A 23,108-nucleotide genomic window follows, 5' to 3' on the forward strand; every position below is an offset into this window, starting at 1 on the left:
TACCGAATGGAGATGGAGGGATTCGAACCCTTGACCCCCTGCTTGCAAGGCAGGTGCTCTCCCAACTGAGCTACACCCCCATGGGTCTTATTTATTATTGCTTTTTCAAATGGATTTTCCCGTTTTAGGAAGTTTCACCTAATGGGCTTAAGTGGGCCTTTCCTCCTCTACCGAGAAGTTTCCACTTAACGGGCTTAAGTGGGCCTTTCCTCCTCTACTGAGAAGTTTCCACTTAATGGGCTTAAGTGGGCCTTTCCTCCTCTACTGAGAAGTTTCCACTTAATGGGCTTAAGTGGACTCGAACCACCGACCTCACGCTTATCAGGCGTGCGCTCTAACCAGCTGAGCTATAAGCCCTCTTTTCGGAAGTTCGCTTCACTTCGTTTTGCGAACGACCCAAAAAACTAAATTCATCCTTCGCTCTCGCTCGGATTCATTAACTTTTTTATGGTCTGGCAGCCACCTACTCTCCCACACCGTCACCAGTGCAGTACCATCGGCCGCTTAAGTCTTAACCATCGTGTTCGGGATGGGTACGGGTGTTTCCCCTAAGCGCATCGCCACCAGAAACATTGAACACTTAGCGAGGTCCTTCCGAGCTTAGTGTGAATGCTGTTCCACGTCAGTGGAACTTCCTCTGCTTACGTTGTGCAGTAAGCTGCTCTTTGTTTCCTCACCAGTGCGTTATCTCTTCGATAACTCAACAGTAAAACACATCTCTTCACCGTGGTCACTAACCTCATGCTTCGCTTTCGCTCGCATTCGCTAAGTGTCCAGGCGGGCTTTCGCACTAGATTCGACCTTCGCCTTCCGGCTCGTTCTCATCAAATGCTCAATGCCTACTTCTTCTTCCTTAGAAAGGAGGTGATCCAGCCGCACCTTCCGATACGGCTACCTTGTTACGACTTCACCCCAGTTATCGGCTCCACCTTCGACTGCTCCCTCCTTACGGTTGGGTCACAGGCTTCGGGCATATCCGACTCCCATGGTGTGACGGGCGGTGTGTACAAGACCCGGGAACGTATTCACCGCGACATTCTGATTCGCGATTACTAGCGATTCCAGCTTCATGTAGTCGAGTTGCAGACTACAATCCGAACTGAGACGTTATTTTTGGGATTTGCTGACACTCGCGTGATCGCTTCCCTTTGTTTACGCCATTGTAGCACGTGTGTAGCCCAAATCATAAGGGGCATGATGATTTGACGTCATCCCCACCTTCCTCCAGGTTATCCCTGGCAGTCTCCCTAGAGTGCCCACCTCAAATGCTGGCTACTAAGGATAAGGGTTGCGCTCGTTGCGGGACTTAACCCAACATCTCACGACACGAGCTGACGACAACCATGCACCACCTGTCTTCTCTGCCCCGAAGGGAGGGTACCGTTACGTACCGGTCAGAGAGATGTCAAGACTTGGTAAGGTTCTTCGCGTTGCTTCGAATTAAACCACATGCTCCACCGCTTGTGCGGGTCCCCGTCAATTCCTTTGAGTTTCATTCTTGCGAACGTACTCCCCAGGTGGTATACTTATTGCGTTTGCTGCGGCACCGAAGGGCTTTGCCCCCCGACACCTAGTATACATCGTTTACGGCGTGGACTACCAGGGTATCTAATCCTGTTTGCTCCCCACGCTTTCGAGCCTCAACGTCAGTGATCGTCCAGTAAGCCGCCTTCGCCACTGGTGTTCCTCCTAATATCTACGCATTTCACCGCTACACTAGGAATTCCACTTACCTCTCCGACACTCCAGCTTAATAGTTTCCAATGCAGTCCAGGGGTTGAGCCCCCGCCTTTCACATCAGACTTACTATGCCGTCTACGCTCCCTTTACACCCAGTAAATCCGGATAACGCTTGCCCCCTACGTATTACCGCGGCTGCTGGCACGTAGTTAGCCGGGGCTTCTTAGTCAGGTACCGTCATTTTCTTCCCTGCTGATAGAGCTTTACATACCGAAATACTTCTTCGCTCACGCGGCGTCGCTGCATCAGGGTTTCCCCCATTGTGCAATATTCCCCACTGCTGCCTCCCGTAGGAGTTTGGGCCGTGTCTCAGTCCCAATGTGGCCGGTCACCCTCTCAGGTCGGCTACTGATCGCGGGCTTGGTGGGCCGTTACCCCACCAACTACCTAATCAGACGCGGGTCCATCGTATACCACCGGAGTTTTTCACACCGAGCCATGCGACTCTGTGCGCTTATGCGGTATTAGCAGTCATTTCTAACTGTTATCCCCCTGTATACGGCAGGTTACCCACGCGTTACTCACCCGTCCGCCACTCAGTCACATAATACTTCTTTCCGAAGATGTCCGTTTCATGTGCTTCGTTCGACTTGCATGTGTTAAGCACGCCGCCAGCGTTCATCCTGAGCCAGGATCAAACTCTCAAATTAAGTGTTTGTTCCAGTTCAAGATAACTCTTGGCTATCTTATCCCTTTTACTGTTGGTTTTGACTTTTCGTCAATTTAATGAAATTCTTTTTTAGAATTTTCAAGGATGTGTTTTACTGTTCAGTTATCAAAGTGCTTGTCCGTTACCGTTTGTTTCAGCGGCAACTCTGATATAATACCATGCCTTCCATTCTGTGTCAATAACTTTTTTATTTTTTAAATTTATCTGTTTTTGACGAATAAAAGTCCACCGAACACTCGGTGGACTTTTATATTACCATTTTCGTGCAAATATGTCAACATGTTTTTGGAAATTTCTTTAACGCTTTTTATCCCATAATCACTGACAATATTACATTCAGCAGAGCGTTTTTTTCATATAAGTATTGAAGCACGATATCACTTTCAATTTGCTGCATGAGCATTGTGCCAACTTCTGTATTAGACACCACTGTAACAACCAGAAAAATCACCCATATCCACAATACTGCCTGTACAATTCCCAGAAGCATACCGCCAATTACATTAAAGAAGCTAATGACCGGAAGCCCCGTCAAAATGTCAATCGCATATAATATCACTTTTAGAATAACCGTAGCGATAATAAAAGAAAGCAGAAAGCCGATCCCGTTGGTAATATAATATGCGATATACCCTGTAATGTAATCCATGAATGATTCCACGCCCAGAGTACTATAAATTTCCGAGTTATTATTCTCCAGTAATGCTTGTTTCACCAGCTCCGGCAGAGGCGTGCCTTCAATAACTTTAATCTGATCCTCCAACGGAATTTCCATATTCTTCGTCAGGTCCGCACCCTCGGGGAGTCCTGCGCTTTCCGCCGCCTGAGGTGCCAGAAGCCTCTCGCAGTTTTCCTGAACAAAATCATATACCGGAGTGCTTTCCCTTAAAAATTCACCTACATAAGGATTGATCCATGAAACAATCAGCAGTACCAGTATCATTGATACCATCGATACTGCTGTTCGAAAAAAACCTTTGCGTGCCCCTCTGATGATCAGAAGTACTGTAAAAACCAGAAGCACCCAAAACAACCAGTTCATAATACTCTCCTTTAGTATTTTTCATTATGACAGCTTTATTGTCTTAATCCCACTGTCCACAATCACCTGATAACGGTTTGCATCAATTTTGAACACATCTTTAATACTGCCCTCATCCAGGTTTCCATTAAATTTTTCATGACCCTTTAAACTGAAAACACACAGCTGTGTATCGTTATTCATGAGAATCTGATCATCACTGATCTTAATAGAAGTATACTCAATATTAAAGTTTTCTTCAAAAACCTGCTTGCCATTGGCATTATAGAGAACCAGCGTGTACTGCTTTTCTGCATCATCACTTCTGAATACCATTCCCACATAATCCGCATTGTAAAAAGTACTGATAATCTCTTTCTCCACTTTTACCTCACAGTCAACCTTTGGAATCTGTTTTCCAGTATAGAGTACAAAACCATCATCACAAAAAGCGACCGATTTTCCTTCTCTCATGTAAGCCACCTGCGGTACCAGTGTTCCTTCATACGTATAGCCGCTGACCATATTGTCCATCTGACCTTGTCCCGTATTACCAAAATTGTAAAATGCAACATAACTTGTTGTTTTATTATCCTCTACATACAGATATGTTACCATAATCAACAATCCATCTGGTGACACTGCCAGATCCACCGGATAACCCGGGCTGTCCACTCTCGTCATTCCTGTTGCGATCTGTGCACCGCTAGTCGAATAAAAATTGATCCAGGTATTTTCGCCATCTTCAAGAATTGCCGCTACTACACCCTGCGAAGCAACTTTGGCTTTTAAGATGGGCATTTCTGTACTCACTTCGCCCATTTTCCCGCCTCTTCCAAAGATTACCATGTTGGTCCCCTTTTCATCATAAATGACGGATGTTGTTCCACAGGCGTCTGCGGTTGGATTATTCATCTCATAAGCCTGTGTCCACAGACTCTTTCCGCTGCTCCCCAGCAAAGAGGCTCCATCACCAGTATACTTCAGCAGATAATTATCCAGCTGTACATAACTGGTTGACATCGTATCCTCCTGAACACTGGATGATACAACTTTATAATCTTTATAATGCCAGCGCTCAACCACTGTTTTCGCTATCAGTACAACCGCAACGATCACCACGGCTACAATTCCGGTTCTGATCAGAATGCGTTTGCGGTGGTCCATAATTCTTTTCCTGTATGCTTCCGGTTCCTGGTTTTTACCCGGTGCGGCTTTTGTATTTTCCCTCGGAGACTGTTGTTTACGTTTAACAAGCCTCTTAATTTTATTCTTAAATGATCCCATATATCATGCTTTCCTTTTTTATCTCATGTTTTTTAGCTTATCTGATTATAGCATACTCTTTTACGGGAGTAAAATAATTTGTCCTGCATAAATTAAATCTTCCGAATCAAGCTGGTTAAGCTGACAGATATCCTGGATCTTTTTTGTACTTCCATAATATGTTTTACTGATCTTACTTAATGTATCCCCTTTTTGTACTACATATTTCTGACGCGCACCAACTGAAGCCGGTGTTTCAGATCGGTTCTCCGCCTCCGCGGTTGGTGATGGCGTTGCCGATGTATCCGTCTGATCATTTTCCTTATTCACTGTATTTTCTGAATCTGATGCCGAATCCACCTCGTTGTTTTTCTGCACATCTTCTGTCATCGAGGTTTCTTCCGGATCATCACTCTCATCAGATGCAGCTGCATCCCCTGGATTTTCAGTGTCTGATTCTTCCTGATCAGCATTATCCTGGGCTTCGCCGTTCACACTGTTATCTTCCTCCTGCATATCATCGGCAGGATTGGCATCCAGCTTCTCTTTTTCACTCCCATTTACGCTTTGCTCAGTACTGCTCGTCATCGCCATCTCATTTTCCTGTGCAGTGTCTGAAACCTCCTGGACTGTCCGATAATGATTTACATACGTAAAGCCCAGGGCAACCACTACCGCAGCTGCGCAGACTGCCGTGAGATACGATTTTCCGCCCTTGTCCTTCTTGTCACGCTCCTTTTTACCCGCAACGATTTTTCTAAAATCAACAACCGCCCGGTCTGGTACTTTTTCGTCGTCCTCAATAGATGTGTTTCCATTTTTTTCTATCATATAGGCCTGCATTTGTTCATTTTTTTCATAATAAATGTAATATCCATTCTGCCGGTTCAATTTACCATTATCATACACAAAAAAAGCTTCCTCTTTTTCAGTTGGCTCCATGGCAAATAAAACTTTTTGATTACCTGCAAAATGATTCAGGTGTGTTTTCAAAATCAGATCACTGATCTCCATATTAAAATTAGGGAGTGACAGCGACCATCCTATGATCTCCTGTTCCGGAAAGAACTGTTCCATATCTTTGTGTATCTGACTCCACACAGCGTCTTTAAAGTCCATATGTTCTTCAGCAATCTCCATGTTCTCCACACCGAGAGCACTTCTGATAAAAATGTACGACACTGATTCTTCCCACCTGGCTTCCCCCAGTAAGATCGCCGCACATCCTCCCTCCATATGATTTCCGGACATTCTCTTTAAATACGTATACGCGTAATCCTCCATGTATATTTTCAGATGAGGCCTTGTCTCCCCTATCTGCCGGATGTTGTTTGGAAGATGAAAAATCCCGTTGTCTGTTGTACTCCCCTGGTTCTTCTCATTATAAATGATTTCGATCATAAATTAATCACCCCTTCGGGGTAAACAATAGCATGGGGAAACTGCAAATTTTATCATTTTAGGTATCCGCTTCTCAAAAATTTAACGACATGTTTTGCAATGTATTTTTTCATGCAGTTTTGAATATTCTATAGATAAGAACCAGGAAAGGACAAAACTGCCATGCTCACCCAAAGACTTTCTCCCGTTTTTTATATCAACAGCAAAAGAAGCTCCGCAAGCAGTGAACTTGCGTATTTATTAAAAGATGCCGTCTCACAGGTCGAAAGAGACTGGAGGGAACTTGTATTTCTGTGTATCGGAAGTGACCGAATCACAGGCGACAGCCTGGGGCCTCTGATCGGGCATCAGCTTTCTCAGTATTGCTGGCCTCACATATTTGTTTACGGCACTTTAGAAAACCCTGTACATGCCTTAAATCTGGAAGAAATGATCCAGCAAATAAAAAAGAGGCATCCTCTTGCACTCATCGTTGCAATCGATGCCTCTTTGGGTTCCAAAAAGCATATCGGCTTTATAACGCTCGGTACCGGATCAATCCGTCCGGGTTCAGGCGTTAACAAAGATCTGCCGCATGTCGGAGATATTTTCATTACCGGAATTATCAATGTATCCGGAACTTTTGAACACTTTCTCCTTCAGACAACCCGGCTGTCCACCGTTATCAACATGGCAGATTCCATCACCAATGGAATTCTGACAGCAATAGATGCCTCCTATGAAAATCTGCGTTTTCTTTCTCCTGCTGCTTCCATGACGAGCAGTTCCGGTACTATTTCCTGAGGTCTGGGCCGGTTATCCGACAGCTTCTGCATCATTTTGGCCAATGGTCTGCCAATGCGGGAGCTGCTCAACCTTCCGGAATAGTATTCTGCTATTTCCAGAGTACCACAATATTTATCTGTCAGACATATTACATAAGTCTCTGGATACCTGGGCGGAATAAACGTAACCGGCCACATATGTTTCGTTATAATTTCTTTCTCAACTGAATTTATTGAAAAGTATTTTTTTGCGTTTCGGTAAGCCGTCCAGGGATGTGTCATGGCATGGAAGTGATCCCCTGTCTTCTCCCGGTGCTTTCTCCAGTCGTACAAAAACAAATCATGAAGCATTCCTCCCCTGGCCGCAGACCGCGCGTCAAGCCCCAAAGACCTGCAGATACTGAAATTGTAATACGCAACCATCAGGCAATGCTGATAACAGTCCGTATCACAGTGCTGAGAAAATTGTTTCATCTGTAGTACAACAGGATGATAAATAATATCCCTGATACATTCAAAAAACTCTCTGTTCGTTATGGCTTTTGGCTGTTTCATAATAACCCTTTCCTGTTAAAGCTCTACGCGGCCCTCCAGCGCACGCAGCAATGTTACTTCATCAATATATTCCAGATCCCCCCCGACCGGAACTCCGCTCGCGATCCTGCTGACCTTAATTCCTGTCGGCTTAACCAGCTTGCTGATATACATCGCTGTTGTCTCCCCTTCCAGACTGGAATTTGTCGCAATGATAACTTCGTCAATATCCTCCTGAAGCCGTTGCATCAGTTCTTTTAATTTAATATCATTCGGACCAATGCCCAGCATTGGAGAAATAGCCCCATGTAGCACATGGTAAACCCCTTCATACTTACCGGTCTTCTCATATGCGGCAAGATCTCTGGTATTTTCAACCACCATAATTTCTCTGTGGTTTCGCTTTGTATTTTTACAGATCGGGCACAGTTCTTCATCTGTCAGAGTATAACATTGTCTGCAGTACTGCACATTTTCCCTGGCTTTGATGATAGATGAAGTCAGTTGCTCCACCTCATCCTTTGGCATATTCATGATGTGAAATGCCAGGCGGCCTGCAGATTTTGCTCCTATTCCCGGAAGACGCGAAAGCTGCTCAATCAGATTATTAATATGTCCGCTATAGTATTCCATGATCAGAAAGGCAGTCCTCCGCCTAACCCCCCTGTCAGCTTCGACATGACTGCAGCCGACTCTTCCTCCATCTTCCGCAGTGCTTCATTAGTAGCTGCCATGATCAGATCTTCCAGCATCTCTACATCATCCGGGTCAACTGCTTCCTCTGCAAGTTTCACCTTTGTCACTTCTTTTTTTCCGGATACTGTGATCTCGACAGCGCCGCCGCCCGCCGTTGCCGTAAATTCCTTTTCTTCAAGGGCTTTCTGATTTTCTTCCATCTGTTTCTGCATTTTCTGTGCCTGCTTCATCAGATTATTCATATTGCCCGGCATACCCATTCCACCCGGAAAACCTCCGCGTTTCGCCATTTTTCTTTCCTCCTGTTTCTAAAATACATTATGTTTCGATATCAACTTCCATCTGAATCTTGTCTTTTAATATATCATCAATTGATATTTCTGCCAACCCCTTGCTCACTTCTCTGTCTGCAAGAATCAGTTCAAGTTCGACACTCTTCCCTATTTGATTCTCAATGATGTCTGCAAGACGCTGTGCCGCCTCTGCATTTCCCACATAATTCTGCGCCAGACTATTCGAAAACTCTACATACAATTTAGCTTCTCCTGTCTGGCCATTGTATTTCGGAACAGCAGTCTGCAAAAAACTTCGGAACATACCTTCTGTCTGACCCACAATAGTTCTCCACTCGTTTTTAACCCGCTGGAGGTCTTCTGGCGCCGCTTTTTCCGGCTTCGGTAAATTGGCCGACTGCTTTTTTTCTTCATTGCATCCTCCGGACATTTCCTGCACGTCAGGAGCTTTCACCACAACACCCTGCTCAATCCGATCTTCCAATACACGGATTCTGTCCAAGACCGAATCCAGATTTGTCTCCATGGACGGTCTGCACAATTTAATCAATGCCACTTCAACGAGCACTCTTTTCTGCGATGCGTAGCGAATCTGACTTGAAAGTTCAGACAGTATACGGATATATCTGATCAGCGTTTCGGTCTCGATCATTTCTCCCTCTTCTTTCAGCATCTGGAGATTTTCTCCTGATATATCCAGCATCTCATCAGAATCAGAAGATGATTTTACCAGCATAAGATTTCTCAGATACCAGGTGAAATCCGAGACAAACTGCCCCATTTCCTTCCCCTGCAGAACCAGTTCTTCCAGCGAATGGATTACCTCAGTAACATTTCTGTCGATGATCTGACGGAGCATCCGGCTGAAAATCTCCGTGTCTACCGTACCCAATACTTCCAGTACGTTATCATACGTCAGCTTTTGCCCCAGATAAAAAGCAATGCACTGATCGAGCAGGCTTAGCGCATCTCGAAGTGAACCGTCGGCCGCTTTGGCAATGTAGCGGACTGCTTTCTCCTCCGCTTCCACGCCTTCCTGTTTCATCAGTTCAGTCATACGATCTGCAATAGTATCGATTGTAATTCTGCGGAAATCATATCTCTGGCAGCGTGACAGTATCGTAATCGGAATCTTGTGTGCTTCTGTAGTAGCCAGTATAAAGATCACATACGAAGGAGGTTCTTCCAGCGTTTTTAACAACGCATTAAATGCTCCTGTTGATAACATATGAACTTCATCAATAATGTACACCTTATAAATTCCCTGCGTTGGCCTGTACGCAACTTCTTCCCTGATTTCACGGATGTTATCGACACCGTTATTGGATGCCGCGTCTATCTCTATGACATTCATGGAAGTCCCTGCCTGAATGGCCTTACACATCTCACATTCATTGCAGGGACTCCCATCAATCGGATGCTCGCAATTTACTGTTTTTGCCAGTATTTTTGCCACCGTCGTTTTTCCGGTTCCCCGCGTTCCGCAAAACAGATATGCATGCCCGATACGGTTTGCCCTGACCTGGTTTTTCAGAGTAGTAACAATATGGTCCTGACCTTTCACATCCTCAAATGAATCCGGACGGAACTTTCGGTATAAAGCGGTATAGCTCATTTTCAAACGCCTCTTTCTGACTTAGTCTCCAAAACTGATGCCGATCCGCTTTGCTTCCAGAATTTCCTGAGCATCCACAGGTACAGTTTTAAGCTTGCCTGCACTCTCAGCAAGCGGTACTTTTTTAGTTTTTCCATTTACGAGTCCGACCATGTATCCATATTCCCCATCCATGATCAATTTTGCTGCGGCAGCACCAATTCTCGTCGAGAGTACTCTGTCATATGGACACGGACTTCCGCCTCTCTGAGTATGTCCCGGAACAGTGATGCGTATCTCCAGCCCTGTAGCTTTCTGAATCTTCTCAGCCAGTTCATAGGAAACGGATGGATGAGTCCTCGCTTCAATCTTACGTTTCAACTCTTTTTTAGAAAGCCGGGCATCCTCTTTGGAAATCGCACCTTCCGCGACTGCCAGGATTGTAAATCCCTTTCCCGCTTTCGCTCTGGCTTCTATCGCTTCCACTACTTTCTCTGTATCATACGGAATCTCTGGAATCAGGATAATATCAGCACCTCCCGCAATCCCCGCATACAGCGGAAGCCACCCAACTTTATGCCCCATTATTTCCACAATGAATACCCGGTTATGAGATGCAGCCGTGGTATGTATACAGTCAATCGCATCTGTTGCAATATTAACTGCACTGTAGAAGCCAAACGTCATATCTGTCCCCCAGATGTCATTGTCTATCGTTTTTGGCAGATGCAGTACATTCAGTCCTTCTTCACTAAGCAGGTTTGCCGTTTTCTGTGTACCGTTCCCTCCCAGAATCACCAGGCAGTCAAGACGTAGTTTATAATATGTCTGTTTCATTGCCTCCACTTTGTCCAGACCATTTTCATCCGGTACTCTCATCAGCTTGAATGGCTGGCGTGATGTGCCAATGATAGTCCCTCCTTTAGTCAAAATCCCAGAGAAATCTGCTGCGGTCAGCATCCGATAATCCCCGTAGATAAGACCCTTATATCCATTCATAAAACCATAAACTTCCAGCTCATCAATATTGGCCGCCAACCCTTTTACTACACCGCGCATCGTAGCATTCAGTGCCTGGCAGTCTCCTCCGCTTGTCAATAATCCAATACGTTTCACTAAATTCACATCCTGTCTTTTTATGATAAAATTATTATATATTATTTTTGAAAGACTGTCCACCTCTGCTTGACTTTCCTCACAAAACAGGATATACTTAAAGTCCGTGCAGCCGGGGAGTCAGCGGTGCCCTGTACCTGCAATCCGCTACAGCAGGGGTGATGCCAAACTGAGGGCCTTGTCTTGCAGAGCTGCCCTTTATAAGTGGCGATGACGTCTGGGTCTTACGCAACAGAAATCTATGAATCGTGTCAGGTCAGGAATGAAGCAGCACTAAGTAGACGCTTCTGTGTGCCGTGAGGGCGCCTGGATTGAGTTAACTGTAGAGGTAACGTCTGTGAGCAACGTTCGAAGGGCGGCGCACGGATAAAAATTTTATTTGAAATATTCTGTTCTTTATACCATATGCTGGACAGACGCAGGAGTCAATCAACACGATTGACTCCTTTTTATTATTACCTGAAAGTCACAGTTATCCTTGTACCCCTATTACAATCAGTGTATACTTATAAATAGATGAAAATACTCGATAAAGATATATCGTGGGAGGAATTAGTTATGACGATTCAGGAATATTATACTTCTACAGGCGTTGACTTTCAAAATACACTGCGCAGACTCGGCAGCGAAGAAAGACTGCGTAAATACCTCTCCAAAATATTGGAGGACAATAATTTTGAAATGCTTTTAAATGCCCTCAATGCCGGGAACTACAAAGATGCTTTTCTTGCCGTACATTCTTTAAAAGGCATCTGCCTGAATCTGGACCTGTTACCGCTCCTTCGTTCCAGCAGTGCTCTGGCAGACAATCTTCGAGATGGTCAGTCCTCCTCAGACACTGACCGTTTATTCAAACAAGTGGAAACCGATTATCAAAACACAATGAGCGATCTGAAGAAGATCCTTTAAACACATACTGTCGGAGTAGTCTATGGAAAGAAAACATAAAATATTAATCGTTGACGATACCGAGATGAACCGTTCCCTGCTGGCTGATATGCTTGCCGCTGATTACGAAATTCTGGAGGCCTCTAACGGTCTGGAAGCTATTTCTGTTCTAGAGAGGTATGCAAGTAAGATCTCACTTGTTCTGCTGGATATCGTAATGCCGAGAATGGATGGCTTTGAAGTGATGGCTACAATGAATAAAAACGAACAGATAAATTCTATTCCCGTCATCATGATCTCCGCTGAAACATCTTCCTCTTACATCGATCAGGCTTACGATCTTGGAGCAACTGATTATATCAGCCGCCCTTTCGATGAGAAAATCGTCCGCAGACGAGTCAAAAACACAATTATGCTCTATGCCAAACAAAAAATGCTGCAAGGCATGGTGAGTGAGCAGATTATTGAAAAAGAAAAAAATAATTTTCTGATGGTCGAAATACTGAGCAACATTGTAGAATTTCGCAACGGTGAAAGTGGGCTTCATGTCCTTCATATTCGAACTATAACGGAGTTGCTTCTCAAAGAAACGATGAAGCGTGACAACCCATACGGCTTGACGCTGTCAAAAATTGCCCTTATTGTAAATGCTTCCGCACTGCATGATATCGGCAAGATTTCCATTGCGGAAAAGATACTGAACAAACCGGGAAAGCTAACGCCGGACGAGTTTGAGATCATGAAAAACCATACAATTATCGGGGCTGAAATACTCAAAAACGCACCGCATAAGAAACAGGAAGAATTGGTTCAGGTTGCACATGACATCTGTCGCTGGCATCATGAACGCTATGACGGAAACGGATATCCAGATGGTTTGAAAGGTGACGAAATTCCCATTTCAGCCCAGATTGTTTCACTTGCAGATGTTTACGATGCCTTGATCAGTCCGCGAGTCTACAAAGCCGCATATTCTCATGATACTGCAATGAAAATGATTCTGTCCGGCGAATGCGGGGCATTTCACCCGCTTCTTCTGGAATGTCTGCAGGCGGTTAATATTCATTTGTCAGAAGAAGTAAAAGTCCGTTCACTGACTGGGATGACTCAGCCGGAAACACAGCGTATTACCTCAGAGCTGATGGCCAGAGGTGATCTTTATGCATCCGACCGTACGCTTTCACTTCTTGAACAGGAACGTACAAAATATCAATTTTTTGCTTCCATGTCACGCGAAGTGCAGTTTGAATACAACCTGACCACAGATATGCTCACATTATCCGAGTGGGGAGCAAAACACCTCGGTGTCAATGAGCTGATCCTTCACCCAATAGAAAGCGAAGAAGTTCTCAGCATCTTCTCCAGAAAAGATCTGGATAATTTAAGATTACTGCTTGGAAAGACAACGCCTTCTTCCCCGCTCGTAAGTGCCACATACTGTTTAAACCTCCAGGGACAGCCCCGCTGGTTTCGAACAGTGGCGCGTACGCTCTGGGATGACGAAGAACTTCCTCATTACACCGGTGCTATCGGTAAATTTATTGATATACATGAGCAGCAAACCGAGCTGGACACATTTAAACAGCTGGCAACCCGAGATTCCCTCACAAAACTGTATAACCATCTGACCGCACAGAACATGATTGAAACTGCATTGTCAGGCGGCGGTGATCATAAGTATGCATTGATTCTCTTTGACCTTGACTATTTTAAATATGCCAATGACACGTATGGCCACCTGTTTGGAGACCATGTCCTGAAATATGTTGCACAACGCATCTTATCCAATATCCGGTCGGAAGATATCTCGGCGCGTGTAGGCGGTGATGAATTTATGATTTTCACAGAGTTTAAAGGGGATATCCAAAATCAGGTAAACCGTATCTTCAATTCGCTGACCGATATTTATAAAGGGTTTAAAATATCTATCAGTATGGGCATTGCCATTTACCCCAACAACGCCAGGGACTATCAGCAATTGTTTCATTGTGCTGACCAGGCCCTTTATGCCTCAAAAAAAGACGGAAGAAACCAGTATCGTTTTTATGACACTTCCATTCATGGTTTTTTATCTGTTCTCTCACCTATGGACAATGAAAGCTGAAGATATCTTTGACATGCGATTACCCCCGGCTGTAAGCCGGGGGTAATCCATAGCGCATGATAGATTGCATATGTTTGAGTTTATCGCTACTATATTATCATAAGTTATCTGATTTTTATAAGCAATGATTTACAAAACAAAAAAAATACCCCCGGCAGGCAAAATGCCGGGGGATCCATAGCGCAGCATACAATGATTGCCATAAATATTCTAGTCTTATGCTACAAGTTTATTATAAATAACTGTAACGCGAAAATCAAATGGTAGTTATTTCCATTTATTTTTGTATTGCATTTTACCAGATCAGTATCTCTTAAATATCATGATATAGCACATCACTTAATTTCATGCAACCAGCGCCTCTTCTATAGTATCCTGAATTACAAAATATCCATATTTTTACGGGAAGTCTGGAAAGTATCGTATTGAAAAAATCAAACTATCTATTCCCCCATTCCCTGTCTGTCTTCTACAAATTCAACGATCTCTGTTATGCTGCAATTTAAGATCCTGCACAGCCTTCCGGCAGTCATCATTGTAATGTTTTTATCGTGCCTGAGAATTTGAAGTGTTTTGGGGGCAATCCCCCTCTTTTCAAGGTTGTATGTTGTAATCCTACGCTTCTTCATGACGTCCCATAATGGCTTATATCTAATCATATCAGTATATCTTTCCTCATCCATAACCTGAAAATTTCATGCCATAATATTGCATGTTTCCTATAACATCTCTTTTTTGCGTCTACTATTGTCTATTCTTCTCCATTTTTAGTCGAGTCAGTGTAAAATTATTGTTAAGATATACACTTAAGGAGGAGAACTTTATGACTTTAAGAGATGTTATTACACTGATTCAGTCCATATCCGGACATCCATGCCACAAAAGTTATTATTGCCTGGCTTTGGCGGTTTACTACAGCTGTCAACTGCCTTTTTATACGGGACTCAATCTGGAACGGCAGGTGTATCCGTTGATCTCTCAGGAAACCGGCCTGCCTGTAAAATCGATTGCCAGAAGCATATCCAGAGCTTCCAGCGATTGTTGGGAGTATGGTGATCACACGAAACTGGAACAGATCGTAAAACGAAAACTAATTGAACCACCCTCTCCCAAAGAACTGATCCTATATCTCTGTACATATCTTACTGATTTGCCAGCATTTTGATTGCTGGTTAATTTTTCACTTCTATTTGTCGAATTTTGTCGAGCGATTAGTACTGCCCGTTAGACACGGGCAGTTTTCTGTTGATTTCGCCAAACATAAAGCGCTTCCATCACGTCTCGTCCAGAGCCCGGCATACTGTTTCGCTAAAGACCGATTCTTTTCATAGGCTTCATAAAAATTTATTACATCTCCCAAAGTTACGTGATATAATTTTCTTGTAACAGAATACACTTCATTATTATCAAGGAGAAGCCCATGAAAGAATATGAATTATACTGTGAATACTATGACACCTGTTCACCCAAGCCCCGTACCTCAATTGAAGAAATAGAAACTGATAACATTGAAAGCTATATGTCTCAGTTTATTACGGACGATGCAACAGTTTCCTGTAATACTAACCAGAACGGTGACATCTTATATGAGATATGTTGTGCCGGCATCCGAAAACGCTATACCTTCACAGAAATATAAGCTTTGCCGTAAAACCATGTTCAACACAATATGTGAGCAAAATAAACTGATATTATAAAAATATTGTGCAACACGAAAATCAAAAACCCCAGTAAATACTGGGGTTTATGGAGCGGAGACGGTGGGATTCGAACCCACGTGCCGGTTGCCCGACAACTTGATTTCGAGTCAAGCTCGTTATGACCACTTCGATACGTCTCCAAATATGAAATTCACACGACATTCATTATATTATGAACCGCCCTTTTCGTCAACGGATTTCTTTGTTTTTTTCCGGATTCGCAGTTCTTTAAAGAACTCTGACAGCATCTGACTGCATTCTTCAGCAAGAACCCCCCGGATGACTTCCACCTGGTGATTAAATTTATCCATCTCCAAAAGGTTTAGCAAAGAGCCTGCACACCCTGCTTTTGGGTTCATACTGCCGATTACCACGCGGTCTATTCTTGCCTGCACAATAGCTCCTGCACACATCTGACATGGTTCAAGCGTTATATACATCGTACACCCTTCCAAACGCCAGTCTCCCAGCTTTTTACTTGCTTTCCGGATTGCATTCATTTCTGCATGGGAAAGTGTATTCTTATCCGTGTTTCTTCGATTATATCCACGGGCAATAATCTTATCCTGACAGACGATTACACAGCCGATCGGTACTTCATTTAATGCATATGCCTTTTTTGCCTGGCGCATTGCCTCTTTCATGTACTTTTCATGTTGCTCCATAGCACTCACTCCCCATAATATTTTTATATCTCAGTGATATTTCCGGGTTTTATTACATATGTTTTCATAGAACACATACTCGAAAGGAAACATTCGCCTTGTCCGATTACAGACGATTTATTTCTTACCTTTATGAATATAAAAACGAAAAGAAAACATATAACCGGGGATTTTTGAAAGCAGAAGCCAAAGGAGGAATCTTCAAGCTGGAAATACATATTAAAGATTCCGCACTTGCCGCCTCTGTCCCGGTTCAGATTTTTGGCTTTACCCGTAATGATGATAAGCTCCCGGGAATCTTTCTCGGCAGTACTCAGACCTCTTCAGGGGCCATTGGATGCTGCCTCAAAACTGCTGACCAGGATTTAAATGGCTCCGGTATTCCAATGAAAGACCTAAATGGAATTATCCTTTTGTGCGGAGGTACTCTTTGTTATGCAAGCGCCTGGGATGATCTTCCTGTTAACCCACAGAACTTCCGTGTCCCTGAATCTCTCTCCGATATAGAACAGGATTCAGATGCAGTGCCAGCCGAACCGTACCCGGAAAATGGCGACGGTTTCTCTGATAACGATCTCCCTCAATCGGCGGAGGAAACTAATTCTCCCGCAGAGGATAGTTCCGAAGAACCTTCACTTGAGGCAGAAGAGGTAAAGGAGTTGCCGAAAGAAGAAAAGTCTCCGGCAGAACTGATGGATTTTATTCCGGATCCCCCTCTTTCCCGCTGGGAACGTGTGATGGATCTTTATGAATCTATCAGCCCGTTCACCGACGGAAGCATAACAGAATGCGTCAGACTGGATTTAAAAGATTTGCCCGCACTCAGGAAAGAGCGTTGGCTGATAGGAAATAACCCTCTTATCCTCCACGCCTATTCCGAGCACCATCATCTTATCCTTGGAAAAATGGAGGACCATGACAAATCCGTTTATATCTTTGGCGTACCGGGTACTTACACGCCAAAGGAAAGATTTATGGCAGATATGTATGGTTTTCCTTATTTCAAGGCAGCCAATTCCGGCACCAGAAATGTTCCCCGCTTCGGATACTGGTACCGCATCATTGACTAATCTGCTCCTCTGATATCTACAGTTGGTATCCACTCCCTGAGCAGATCTGCAAAATGCTGCAGTTCGTTCTGGCTGTATCCGGAAAATACAGGTGATATTACAGTTTCTGTTTCCCGATAAGCCTGTAGAAAATAGCGAGAGCACCCTTTCAGCCATTCTCCGATTGCTACGAAATCTGAAATCTGATGAAGTTCTCTGGTCACCGTTGTACGAAACTCATATTCCAGAGAACTTTTCATCAGATAAGAGACGGACTCTTCAATTCTGCTGATATCAATCTGAGAAACGCCTGTTGTCAGTGCGTATTTCTGACGGCTGTTTTTTATATCCATAGCCACATAATCAATCAACTTTTCTTCCGTCAGTTCTTTTAACGTCTGTGGTTTATATCCATTTGTATCCAGTTTTATCGGATAATCAAGCCGTTTAATCTTTACCAGAAACTCGCCGAGGTCTCCGGACAGGGTCGGCTCCCCGCCTGTTATACATACACCTTCCAATATCCCCTGACGCTTTTTAAGAACAGAAAGTACTTCTTCCTCATCCAGCACCGGTTCATTCTCCGGAGATATCACCAGTCCGGCGTTGTGACAGAATGGACATCGAAAATTACAGTTGCCCACAAATACCGTACAGCCGACTTTGCCAGGGTAATCTAGCAAAGTCAGTTTATTAAATCCATGGATCCGCATCCGTCTGTATCCTCCCAGATACGAAAAAGATGCTGTATGAAACAACATCTTTTTCGTATCTTTTCTTCAGTAAATAATTGGCACTCTTCCATTACCTCAAAATATCTGCAAGCGATTTTGATTTCAGTTCGTCCTGAAGCAGTTTTTGCACCCTGATCAATTCCGCATGCACCTGACATGGCTGGTCCGGCAGGTTCCTGCTGCAACTCTTTCTCATGCAGTGTGTGATTGCAAAATCAGGTTCTATGGCCAAAATAATATCATACAGATATAATTCTTCCGGGTTTTTAACAAGCATGCATCCACCATGTGTTCCACGAGTCACACGGACAATCTGTGCTTTCTCCAGCTTCTTTAATATTTTATATGCAAAAGCCTCTGGAATCTCTTCACATTCACAGATATCTTTGGCTCTGATTTTTTCCCCGCTTCTCAGCGCCCGCACAATGCGGATTGCATAATCGCTTTCTTTTGTGAACAGCATTGGTTACTCCTTTTGTGGACTATTTTATCTACTATCAGTATAGCAAAGCAGGAATCAAACGTCAAATTAAAAGTATCCAGTTACGCAAAAACACCGTATGATCGACAGATAGCGATCTTACGGTGTTTTTTTATAGTCGAAGCGACAGGATTCGAACCTGCGGCCTCTGCGTCCCGAACGCAGCGCTCTACCAAACTGAGCCACGCTTCGTCAACCAGCTTTGTTATTATATCATTGGCATTTTAGAAAATCAAGTACTTTTTGGAATTTTTTTGTTTTTTTCTAAAATTAAAAACAAAAGAATCGTCACCACTCAGCGACGATTCTTTTGTCCATCATATTATCCTACAATATAAACATCTGCGTACTGCATACCGAAATTCAGTGCCTGCTGATGACTTCCCATAAAGATATCAACATGTCCATATGCCGTTCCACGGTCTTCTACCGTGTAGACTTGTCCATTGATCATTAATTTTGTACCAAACGGAATTCCTCCCATGGCAACCGTCCTGCCCGCAGTCGGTGTCGTTCCGCTCGCGGTCGAACCGCCCGACCACTGTCCGCAGCATTTGCTGCATGAACAATATGCCGTCAGCTTAAAGCTTCCGAGATAACTTCCCTGTGAACTGCTGTTTGAACTTGAAGAGGTCTCCGTGCTTTCCGGTTCTTCTTCAACTTGTTCAGGCTCTTCCTGGCTTGCTTCCTCTGATATCTCTGACTGAGAACTTGTCTCATTCTCTGTATCAGTATACTCCGGTTCTTCTGAACTCTCTTCTGCTGAAGTATCTTCTCTGTCAGCCTGCTGTTCTTCCTGTTCTGTAACCTGAGCAGCTTTCTCCGCTGCGGCTTTTTCTGCTGCCTTCTTGGCGGCTGCTTCTTCTGCTGCTTTTTTTGCTGCGGCCTCTTCATCTTTTGCCTGTTTCAGCAATGCATTGATATCTGCTTCCTGACTGCTGATTTTATTCAAAAGAACTGCTTCCTCGGATTCCGCATCCTGTAAATCTGCAGCATATGTATTGATCTGATTATATGTAACCTGGACTAGTTCTTCAACCTGGCCCTGTTTTTCAGTACTCGCGGCGCGCAGAGCTTCAATCTCAGACTTTTCTGTTTTAATTGTCTCTTCGTGCTGGGCTATCGTCTCTTTTGTCTCCTGATAGCTTTTCAGCATATCGCGGTCATACCGTGATATCTGTGAGATATTGTCGGCCCGGTTCAGGAACTCAGAAAAACTGCCGGAATCAAAAAGCATTTCCAGATACCCGGAATTGGTCTGCTCATACATATAGCGAATACGGAGTTTCATATCCTCATACTGCCGGGCTTCTTTCTCTTTTGCTTCCTCTAGCTCTGCCTGAACCTTTTCAAGTTCCTGCTGCTTTTCTTCTGACTGCCTCTGAAGTTCTTCCAGACTGTTCTTTAAATCAGTAAGCTGAGTGTTAAGCTCGTCCAGATAAGCTTCCGATTCTCCTTTTTTTGATTCCAGATTCTCAATTTTGTTTTGAGCCTCATTCAGTGAAGATTCTGTCTGCTGTTTCGCAGCTCTGGCATCCTGAATTTTATCTTGTGTTGTGGCCGCAAGCGCCGGCATTGCTGTCGTGACAGCCAGGATTCCTGCTAATAAAAAACTTAATAATTTTTTACGATTCATAATAAAATACCTCTTATTTTTCGTTCGTGATTGTAATTATATCACAGTTCTTCACAAAATAAAAGCTATTTTTTAACACTCTGTAACATATGCGTAATAAATCGTAGTTTTTTTGTATATTTTTCGACTAAATCTCCCACAATAATCGGCTTAACGAAAGTCAATTTTTGCGCCAAGCACACAAATACTTGTTTTTTAAGACGCCATTCACCAATTTTCCCCATCCCAGAGAAAAACTTTCGACACAGACAAGCTTCCAGCCATTTTTCTGCTCACATTCTCCTGCTTCGACAAAGATCGTCTCCCCCTTCAAATATCGCTCTACTCTTTCGTCTTCAACTGACAGCGTAAGTACAGATTCAAATTCTTTTCGCCGGAGTGCCATTGCAAACGGCTGTTGTGGTTCAAAACGGTTTTTCTTAAGATCCCCCAGATATAGTCCGTTTCTCAAAAACCTGAGTCCCTTTACCTCCCGCCCAAATTCCGGCACCTTATATACTTTTTCTCCCCGCACATCGATCCCTGCTGTAAATCGCTCTGTTTTCACATTCTGGCAGAAAGTTTCCAGCAGCTGACGCTGGCTTTTTTCCATTCCGCTGAAAGGTTGATAAGAACCCGGGATTTTATAATCCGAATTTTTTTGAAGAATGCCGTCCTTTTTCAGGAGCGCCATAAAATGGCCCTCTCCTCGCATTTTATGCGGCCAGATCCGGACACATTTTTCTAATTGAACATTGCCGTCTCCCCACACCGGATTTCCTTTGGAAAACCCCTCATATGGCTCAATCTCTATCAGATTCATATCTTTATGGTCTGCAAGCAGCCTCGATATACTGCCTTCATTTTCCTCACTGGAAAACGTACAGGTAGAATACAGCAGCATTCCGCCTGGTTTCAACATCTTTACTGCGTTATCCAGAATATCTCTCTGCAGTTTTGCAAAATAAGCCGGTCGGCTTTCATCCCAGACAGCTGCCACTTCCGGTTCTTTCCTGAACATACCTTCCCCTGAACAAGGTGCATCCACAAGGATTTTATCAAAATATGCTTCAAAACAACGGCTCAGATTTCCAGGTTTTTCATTGGTTATAAACGCATTCTCAATTCCCATCATCTCAATATTTTTTAAAAGTGCTTTTGCCCGTGATGCATTGATCTCATTGGCGACCAGGAGTCCTTCTCTTCCTACTAACGCTCCCAGTTCGGTGGCCTTTCCGCCGGGAGCCGCACACAGATCAAGAACTCTGTCGCCCTTTTCAACAGGAAGTCGCGAAGCGGGCGTCATTGCACTCGGCTCCTGCAGATAATAAAGTCCCGCAAAATAATAGGGGTGTCTGGACGGCATATCCTCCTCCCGATAGAAATACCCATTCGGTACCCACGGTACCGGCGTGATCGAAAACGGGGCGATGGCTTCAAATTCCCGGGGTGATATTTTCAATGTATTGACTCTCAGGCCAAACTGTCTGGGCTCATCATAACTTTTTATAAATTCCTGATACTCTCCGCCCAGCATCTGTTCCATTCTCCTGTTGAATCCCTGCGGCAATTCCAATTTTCATAACCTCCCATACAAAATAATTCGCAGAAAAACCCTGCCGGTACTGAGTATCGGCAGGGCACATAATAATCGTATTATAATAATATCACATAAACCGGTTGTTTGTCTATGTTTTATTCAGCGACAGCTTCTTCCATATGTAGGATTACAATACATATGTTACAACTGAATAATTAAAATGCAGGGATCTCTCCTTTGTGTTATATTTTAGTCACCACAACCACAACATAAACAAAGGAGTTCCCTGCTATGGCTAGTATAACACAAGATATGAGATACCGTCTATCCCTGATCCGTTACGCTGAGAAGTATGGCGTTACCAAAGCTGCCGTTAAATATAAAACCAATCGGCAGTATATCTATCGCTGGAAACGTCGCTTTGACGGCTCTATGGAGTCCCTCCGTGAACGCTCCAGACGCCCACACAGCCATCCTAATCAGCATACGCCTCAGGAGATCAAAATGATTACCGATATGCGCAGACGTAATCCTGAGGCTGGTTTAGTCATCTTTTGGGTAAAACTTATGCAGCGCGGTTATTCCCGTTCTATTCCCGGGCTTTACCGTTTCCTTAGAAAACAGGGGATTATGGCTGTTCATCCTCCTAATCCCAAGTACATTCCTAAGCCTTATGAGCAGATGGCCTATCCCGGACAGCGGATTCAGATTGACGTGAAATTTGTCCCTTCTGCCTGCCTCATGAATGAAGCCAAAGACCAACGGTTTTATCAGTACACCGCCATTGATGAGTACTCCAGATGGCGGTTTGTGGAAGCATTTGAAGAACACAGCTCCTATTCCGCTGCCTTGTTCCTTGAGCATCTTATCAAAGCGTTTCCCTGCCCTGTCGAATGTGTCCAGACTGATAATGGTCAGGAATTTACCAAACGCTTCAGCTCTTACGGCGGTTCGGATAAACCTACCATCTTTCAAGTCCGGCTTAAGGAATACGGCATCAGGCACAAGCTGATACGTCCATTTACTCCAAGGCATAATGGCAAAGTGGAGCGAAGCCACAGGAAAGACAATGAGCGTTTCTATGCTGTCCACAGTTTTTACTCTTTTGAAGACTTCAGCAAACAGTTAAAACTCTATAACCGCAGAGATTATAATAACTTTCCTATGCGCCCACTTGGATGGAAAACCCCAAAACAGGTACTGGATAATTATCTGATGTCACTGTAACATATGTTTG

21 protein-coding genes, 4 tRNA genes, 2 rRNA genes and 1 other RNA gene are annotated in these 23,108 nt (G+C 43.9%); 8 read left to right on the top strand and 20 right to left on the bottom strand.

Annotated features, from left to right (window positions below; all coding sequences use genetic code 11):
* Nucleotides 1-7: 7 nt before the first annotated feature.
* The 7 genes from MCG98_RS17750 to MCG98_RS17780 all read right to left on the bottom strand — a co-directional run bounded on the left by MCG98_RS17750 (nt 8) and on the right by MCG98_RS17780 (nt 6,098).
* Nucleotides 8-80, bottom strand: a tRNA-Ala gene (locus MCG98_RS17750).
* A gap of 203 nt (nt 81-283) precedes the next feature.
* Nucleotides 284-357, bottom strand: a tRNA-Ile gene (locus MCG98_RS17755).
* Between the two features lie 93 nt (nt 358-450).
* A 5S ribosomal RNA gene (rrf, locus tag MCG98_RS17760) occupies nt 451-568 on the bottom strand.
* A gap of 289 nt (nt 569-857) precedes the next feature.
* Nucleotides 858-2,390, bottom strand: a 16S ribosomal RNA gene (locus MCG98_RS17765).
* Between the two features lie 327 nt (nt 2,391-2,717).
* The gene (locus MCG98_RS17770; protein ID WP_240303194.1) at nt 2,718-3,452 is read right to left on the bottom strand and encodes a CvpA family protein; all 735 of its coding nucleotides are present in this window, start codon (nt 3,450-3,452) and stop codon (nt 2,718-2,720) included.
* 24 nt (nt 3,453-3,476) lie between these two features.
* Nucleotides 3,477-4,718: a DUF5711 family protein gene (locus MCG98_RS17775; RefSeq protein ID WP_240303195.1), complete on the bottom strand. Its 1,242-nt coding sequence runs from the start codon at nt 4,716-4,718 to the stop codon at nt 3,477-3,479.
* Nucleotides 4,719-4,778: 60 nt separating this feature from the next.
* Nucleotides 4,779-6,098: a LysM peptidoglycan-binding domain-containing protein gene (locus tag MCG98_RS17780; RefSeq protein WP_240303196.1), complete on the bottom strand. Its 1,320-nt coding sequence runs from the start codon at nt 6,096-6,098 to the stop codon at nt 4,779-4,781.
* A 162-nt stretch (nt 6,099-6,260) separates the two neighbouring features.
* Between MCG98_RS17780 and yyaC the strand changes: the two genes are divergently transcribed.
* The gene (gene yyaC / locus MCG98_RS17785; protein WP_240303197.1) at nt 6,261-6,881 is read left to right on the top strand and encodes a spore protease YyaC; all 621 of its coding nucleotides are present in this window, start codon (nt 6,261-6,263) and stop codon (nt 6,879-6,881) included.
* Here the strand turns inward: yyaC and MCG98_RS17790 are convergent.
* The 5 genes from MCG98_RS17790 to MCG98_RS17810 are packed head-to-tail and all read right to left on the bottom strand — an operon-like array spanning nt 6,815 to nt 11,095.
* Entirely contained in the window at nt 6,815-7,417 is a 603-nt protein-coding gene (locus tag MCG98_RS17790) for an HDIG domain-containing metalloprotein (RefSeq protein ID WP_240303198.1), read from the bottom strand. The two genes, yyaC and MCG98_RS17790, sit on opposite strands and share 67 nt — an antisense overlap.
* 15 nt (nt 7,418-7,432) lie before the next feature.
* On the bottom strand, nt 7,433-8,029 hold the full coding sequence (gene recR, locus MCG98_RS17795) for a recombination mediator RecR (RefSeq protein ID WP_240303199.1): 597 nt from the start codon (nt 8,027-8,029) through the stop codon (nt 7,433-7,435).
* A gap of 2 nt (nt 8,030-8,031) precedes the next feature.
* Entirely contained in the window at nt 8,032-8,382 is a 351-nt protein-coding gene (locus MCG98_RS17800) for a YbaB/EbfC family nucleoid-associated protein (RefSeq protein ID WP_028529146.1), read from the bottom strand.
* A gap of 28 nt (nt 8,383-8,410) precedes the next feature.
* On the bottom strand, nt 8,411-10,000 hold the full coding sequence (dnaX, locus tag MCG98_RS17805) for a DNA polymerase III subunit gamma/tau (RefSeq protein WP_240303200.1): 1,590 nt from the start codon (nt 9,998-10,000) through the stop codon (nt 8,411-8,413).
* A gap of 21 nt (nt 10,001-10,021) precedes the next feature.
* A complete protein-coding gene (locus MCG98_RS17810; protein WP_240303201.1) occupies nt 10,022-11,095 on the bottom strand; it encodes an ATP-dependent 6-phosphofructokinase in 1,074 nt (357 codons plus the stop codon).
* Nucleotides 11,096-11,199: 104 nt separating this feature from the next.
* On the opposite strand from MCG98_RS17810, the gene ffs reads away from it, so the two are divergent.
* From ffs to MCG98_RS17825, 3 genes are all read left to right on the top strand, one after another.
* An RNA gene (gene ffs, locus MCG98_RS17815) (signal recognition particle sRNA large type) lies at nt 11,200-11,461 on the top strand.
* Between the two features lie 192 nt (nt 11,462-11,653).
* Nucleotides 11,654-12,004, top strand: a complete 351-nt coding sequence (locus MCG98_RS17820; RefSeq protein ID WP_240303202.1) for an Hpt domain-containing protein — start codon at nt 11,654-11,656, stop codon at nt 12,002-12,004.
* A 22-nt stretch (nt 12,005-12,026) separates the two neighbouring features.
* On the top strand, nt 12,027-14,087 hold the full coding sequence (locus MCG98_RS17825; protein ID WP_240303203.1) for a diguanylate cyclase: 2,061 nt from the start codon (nt 12,027-12,029) through the stop codon (nt 14,085-14,087).
* A 443-nt stretch (nt 14,088-14,530) separates the two neighbouring features.
* On the opposite strand, the gene MCG98_RS17830 is transcribed toward MCG98_RS17825, so the two are convergent.
* Nucleotides 14,531-14,770, bottom strand: a complete 240-nt coding sequence (locus MCG98_RS17830) for a helix-turn-helix transcriptional regulator (RefSeq protein ID WP_240303204.1) — start codon at nt 14,768-14,770, stop codon at nt 14,531-14,533.
* A gap of 140 nt (nt 14,771-14,910) precedes the next feature.
* Between MCG98_RS17830 and MCG98_RS17835 the strand changes: the two genes are divergently transcribed.
* Nucleotides 14,911-15,252, top strand: coding sequence for a sporulation initiation factor Spo0A C-terminal domain-containing protein (locus MCG98_RS17835; protein ID WP_240303206.1), 342 nt, complete (start codon nt 14,911-14,913; stop codon nt 15,250-15,252).
* Between the two features lie 255 nt (nt 15,253-15,507).
* The gene (locus MCG98_RS17840; RefSeq protein WP_240303207.1) at nt 15,508-15,726 is read left to right on the top strand and encodes an acyl-ACP--UDP-N- acetylglucosamine O-acyltransferase; all 219 of its coding nucleotides are present in this window, start codon (nt 15,508-15,510) and stop codon (nt 15,724-15,726) included.
* Nucleotides 15,727-15,839: 113 nt separating this feature from the next.
* Here the strand turns inward: MCG98_RS17840 and MCG98_RS17845 are convergent.
* Nucleotides 15,840-15,927: transfer RNA gene (locus MCG98_RS17845), tRNA-Ser, on the bottom strand.
* A 30-nt stretch (nt 15,928-15,957) separates the two neighbouring features.
* Nucleotides 15,958-16,452 (bottom strand): tRNA adenosine(34) deaminase TadA, encoded by a 495-nt coding sequence (gene tadA / locus MCG98_RS17850; protein ID WP_240303209.1) that lies wholly within the window; start codon nt 16,450-16,452, stop codon nt 15,958-15,960.
* 98 nt (nt 16,453-16,550) lie between these two features.
* On the opposite strand from tadA, the gene MCG98_RS17855 reads away from it, so the two are divergent.
* Nucleotides 16,551-17,522 (top strand): hypothetical protein, encoded by a 972-nt coding sequence (locus MCG98_RS17855; protein WP_240303210.1) that lies wholly within the window; start codon nt 16,551-16,553, stop codon nt 17,520-17,522.
* Here MCG98_RS17855 and MCG98_RS17860 read toward each other — a convergent pair.
* From MCG98_RS17860 to MCG98_RS17880, 5 genes are all read right to left on the bottom strand, one after another.
* Nucleotides 17,519-18,214 (bottom strand): anaerobic ribonucleoside-triphosphate reductase activating protein, encoded by a 696-nt coding sequence (locus MCG98_RS17860; protein WP_240303211.1) that lies wholly within the window; start codon nt 18,212-18,214, stop codon nt 17,519-17,521. The genes MCG98_RS17855 and MCG98_RS17860 overlap by 4 nt on opposite strands.
* A 91-nt stretch (nt 18,215-18,305) precedes the next feature.
* The gene (locus tag MCG98_RS17865; protein ID WP_240303212.1) at nt 18,306-18,698 is read right to left on the bottom strand and encodes an Rrf2 family transcriptional regulator; all 393 of its coding nucleotides are present in this window, start codon (nt 18,696-18,698) and stop codon (nt 18,306-18,308) included.
* Between the two features lie 136 nt (nt 18,699-18,834).
* A tRNA-Pro gene (locus tag MCG98_RS17870) sits at nt 18,835-18,908 on the bottom strand.
* Nucleotides 18,909-19,038: 130 nt separating this feature from the next.
* The gene (locus tag MCG98_RS17875; RefSeq protein WP_240303214.1) at nt 19,039-20,352 is read right to left on the bottom strand and encodes a hypothetical protein; all 1,314 of its coding nucleotides are present in this window, start codon (nt 20,350-20,352) and stop codon (nt 19,039-19,041) included.
* Between the two features lie 160 nt (nt 20,353-20,512).
* The gene (locus MCG98_RS17880; protein ID WP_275891347.1) at nt 20,513-21,907 is read right to left on the bottom strand and encodes an RsmB/NOP family class I SAM-dependent RNA methyltransferase; all 1,395 of its coding nucleotides are present in this window, start codon (nt 21,905-21,907) and stop codon (nt 20,513-20,515) included.
* A 255-nt stretch (nt 21,908-22,162) separates the two neighbouring features.
* On the opposite strand from MCG98_RS17880, the gene MCG98_RS17885 reads away from it, so the two are divergent.
* Nucleotides 22,163-23,098, top strand: a complete 936-nt coding sequence (locus MCG98_RS17885; RefSeq protein WP_240286005.1) for a DDE-type integrase/transposase/recombinase — start codon at nt 22,163-22,165, stop codon at nt 23,096-23,098.
* The last annotated feature ends 10 nt before the right edge of the window (nt 23,099-23,108 follow it).

It is taken from the genome of Ruminococcus sp. OA3 (genome assembly GCF_022440845.1).
In the GTDB taxonomy this organism is placed as follows: domain Bacteria; phylum Bacillota; class Clostridia; order Lachnospirales; family Lachnospiraceae; genus Ruminococcus_G.